This window comes from Vibrio sp. OPT18, from assembly GCF_015163615.1.
Classification (GTDB): domain Bacteria; phylum Pseudomonadota; class Gammaproteobacteria; order Enterobacterales; family Vibrionaceae; genus Vibrio; species Vibrio coralliirubri.
Genome location: NZ_JADDYK010000087.1, coordinates 1 through 4,604 on the forward strand (window position 1 = coordinate 1; position 4,604 = coordinate 4,604).

Genomic DNA, 4,604 nt, shown 5'->3' on the forward strand with positions numbered 1-4,604 from the left:
TGTTGATGCTCACCTTCCCCTAGATGCTCGTAACTGGCGTGGTTAGGGTCAAAAGAATAACTGCCATCATTGTTGAGATGGAAACCATCCACATTGGCGGTGGTAGTGTAAGTGAGTATTTCATTAGTATCGGCATCGGTGGCGTTCATTGCACCATTCACAACCCGTGCATTTTCTTGGGTGTGAACGGTTGTCGCGCTCATCACTGGAATGTCATTCGTGCCAGTAATTTCGATGGTCAAATTAGCTGTACTAGACGCATTATTCTCGTCTGTCACTTTCACAGGAATTGTTAGGGTCTGTGTCTGACCATTTGCGAGATTTTGATAGGCAGGATCCGTTGGATCGAAGGTGTAACTACCGTCTTTATTTAACACCAAACCATCGATTGGCGTTGCGGTTGTATATTCCAATACGGCGCCATGATCGACATCGTTTCCTTGCATTTGACCCGAAAGGAGCGCCCCATCTTCTTTTACAGCATGTTGTTGCGCAGTTAATGTAGGTGCATCGTTGGTACCATGAATATTGACTTGAATAGTAAAAGTAGTGCCATCTTTAGATCTCACTACACATTCATCGGTAATGACTTCACCCGCTTTAAGGTTTTGTACTAAAGGTTGGTGATCCTGAATCGTATAAGTGTATCTACCGTCTTGCATGAGAAGAACGTGGCCACCAAATTTTGTCGGATAACCTGAGCCCTGAGGGGTTTGTGAACCAAGATTTATGTCAAACTCGGCTTCTCCCGCATCGGGATCGGTAATCGTCAATTTACCATTGAAGTGCAGGTTATCGTGCGTGTCGATATAAGAAGCATCTTCAATAACAGCAGATTGATGTTTATCCGTAGAGGCATAGTCGATTTGTGCACTATCTCCTACAGACGCCAACGTAGTGGTTGCCTCTGTATGAGTTGTACCACCATGTGCGTCTTTTACATCGTAAGTAAACTGGACTTTACCGTTGTAATCTTGGTCTGGGTGAAAGGTAAATGAACCATCCGCATTTTGCGTGACCGAACCGTGATCGGCGGTTACTGCATCAACGTGCAAAGTGCTAGCATCATTTTTATCGATATCAGTCACACCTGCTAATAATTGGGTTTGCGTAATGCGAAGAGTTTGATCCTCGGTGCCCACTGGCAATACGCGACTACCAGTAACCGTTGGCGCATCATTGGTCCCTGTTATGGTAATTTGTAGCTCTTGCGTGGTTCCATCAACAGTATGCACCGTGACTTTATCGATATAGGATTGTCCCTGTCCTAGAGACTGCACTTGAGTAATATTATTATCGAGTTGGTAGTCCCAGTCGCCATTCGGAGTTACGACAACTTCTGCACCGAGTGTGGAGGTATAACCAATTCCCGCATAATTGTGGGCATGTAGAACAGGATCAAACTTAGCCTCTCCAGAATCATTGTCGGAGACATGCATTGTCCCACCTGCTAACAACCAATTCATACCATTGATACGATCTTCTGTTACCGCACCTGTGGTTGTACCCGTAATAACAGCTGCATCATTCTGACCGTTTACAACTATTGAAATCTGGTGTGGTGTACCATCTGCTGACTGAACCGTAATGATATCTTTAACTTGCTGGCCTTTAGCTAGTGCTTGAACGGCAGAATTTGAGTTATCGAGATCATACGTCCAAGCACCACTGTCAGTCAGGTGTAAAGTACCTAATGAGCCTTTTATGTCGGTGTTGGAGAAGTGCGCTTCGCCAGTATCCACATCTGTGACAGTCAGTGTGCCTGAAGTCTGAAGTTTAGATTCTTCGGTTACTGCACCGGAGCTTGTCCCTGAAATGATAGCAGCATCATTAGAGCCCGTAATATTGACCGTGATGAGTTGTTGAACCGGAGTGCCAGATGAATCCGTCGCGGTAATCGTGAATGTCTCGTGAACATGATCACCTTCACATAAGGCGTTTGTTGCGGCTCTACTATTATCTAATTGATACTGCCATTGACCAGTTTGAGTAATCACCATCGTTCCGTAATGGCCTTGACCTTGACCTTGAGAGACTGCCCACGTGACGGTATCACCATTATCAGGGTCGATGACATAAGAAGTCGATGTGCCTATCGAGATGCCTGCTGCTTTGCTGCCAGCTTCGACAATCGTCGCGACCCCGCTGGTACTGATCACTGGCAAGTCGTTTGACCCCGTCACACCCACAGTAACGATTTGTTGAACTGGATGACCACCACTGTCAGTTGCAGTGATAGTGAATGTTTCTCGTGCCTGTTGTCCTGCAGTTAATGCATTGGTTGCTGGATTATTATTATCTAACTGGTAATGCCATTGACCTTGTTGGTCAATGGTCATTGTGCCATAGGCTCCCTGACCTTGAGGTACCGCCCAGGTTAAAGTATCACCGGTATCAGGATCCGTAGTGGTCAAGGTGCCAGTTGCACTGTCCGTACCTGGGCCATTCTCTCCAGCTTCCACTACCGCGCCTGAGGTTGTACCAGAAATACTCGGCTGGTCATTAGTGCCGTTAATCGTGACTTTGATGGTGGACGGTGTGCCATCAACAGATGACACCGTGAAGGTTTCTTCAACTTTATCGCCGACATTTAATTGATTAAACACGCTGTTGGCGGTGAACGCCCAATGACCATTAGCATCAATAATCAGGTCGCCATTGGTGCCGGAAATGGCATCCGGTGTGAAGGCATTATCTGGATTATCAATATCGGTGCTGGTTAACGTGCCTGAAGTGGAAATGGCAGTATCGGTTTCATCGATGGCGACGGTCGCACTGCTGACTGTCGCGGAATCGTTCGTGCCATTGATCGTGACTTTGATAGTCGACGGTGTGCCATCAACTGACGAGACGGTGAAGGCTTCCTCAACCTTATCGCCGACATTCAACTGATTAAACGCACTGTTGGCGGTGAACGTCCAATGGCCATTGGCATCAATGGTTAAGTCGCCGTGGGTGCCAGTAATGGAGTCTGGCATAAACGTGTTGTCTGGGTTGTCTACATCGGTACTAGTCAACGTTCCTGATGTCGTTACTGCTTTGTCGGTCTCATCAATGGCAACGGTCGCACTGCTGACAGTTGCGGCATCGTTAGTGCCGTTGATCGTCACCTTGATGGTGGACGTTGTGCCATCTACAGACGACACCGTGAAGGTTTCTTCGACTTTATCGCCAACGTTCAGTTGATTAAACGTACTGTTGGCGGTGAAGCTCCAGTGACCATTAGCATCAATGGTTAAGTCGCCGTGGGTGCCAGTAATGGAGTCTGGCGTAAACGTGTTGTCTGGGTTGTCTACATCGGTACTAGTCAACGTTCCTGATGTCGTTACTGCTTTGTCGGTCTCATCAATGGCAACGGTCGCACTGCTGACAGTTGCGGCGTCGTTAGTGCCGTTGATCGTGACTTTAATGGTCGACGATGTGCCATCGATGGAAGAGACAGTGAAGGTTTCTTCAACTTTATCGCCGACATTTAATTGATTAAATGCGCTGTTAGCGGTGAACACCCAGTGACCATTAGCATCAATAGTAAGGCTGCCATTGTTGCCGGGAATGGAACCCGGTGTGAAGGTATTATCTGGGTTGTCTACATCGGTACTGGTGAGGGTTCCAGAAGTTGTTATAGCGCTGTCAGTTTCATCCACATTGACCGTTGCGGTACTGACCGTCGCTGCATCGTTAGTGCCGTTAATCGTCACTTTGATAGTGGACGGTGTGCCATCAACAGACGACACAGTGAAGGTTTCTTCGACCTTATCGCCGACGTTTAATTGATTAAATGCGCTGTTGGCGGTGAACACCCAATGACCATTAGCATCAATAGTAAGGTCGCCGTTAGTTCCAGTAATAGAGTCGGGTGTGAAGGTATTATCTGTATTATCCACGTCAGTACTGGTTAATGTTCCTGAGGTCGTTACTGCTTTGTCAGTCTCATCGATGGCGACGATCGCACTGTTGACAGTAGCTGAGTCATTAGTGCCGTTAATCGTGACTTTAATGATCGAAAGTGTGCCATCAATAGACGACACCGTGAAGGTTTCTTCGACTTTATCGCCAACGTTTAATTGATTAAACGCACTGTTGGCGGTGAAGACCCAATGACCATTGGCATCAATAGTCAGGTCACCGTTGGTACCGGAAATGGAATCGGGTGTGAACGCATTGTCTGGGTTATCCACGTCGATACTGGTTAGGGTGCCTGAGGTCGTTACTGCTTTGTCGGTTTCATCGATGGCAACGGTCGCACTGCTGACAATAGCTTTGTCATTAGTTCCGTTAATCGTGACTTTGATGGTGAACGGCGTGCCATCAACAGACGAGACAGTGAAGGCTTCTTCGACCTTATCGCCGACATTTAATTGGTTAAACGCGCTGTTGGCGTTGAACACCCAATGACCATTAGCGTCAATAGTTAGGTTGCCGTTAGATCCAACAATGGAATCCGGTGTGAAAGCATTATCTGGGTTATCCAAATCCGTACTGGTTAGCGTGCCTGATGTGGTTACCGCTTTGTCGGTCTCATCGATAGCGACGGTCGCACTGCTAACAGTGGCTTTATCGTTGGTGCCGTTAATCGTGACCTTGATAGTCGAGGGTGTGCCATC

General features: G+C 47.3%; 1 protein-coding gene. It reads right to left on the reverse strand.

What is annotated here, in order from left to right:
- Positions 1-4,604 (reverse strand): VCBS domain-containing protein (locus IQQ51_RS21945; RefSeq protein WP_193842137.1); only part of this gene is annotated, 4,604 nt, incomplete at both ends.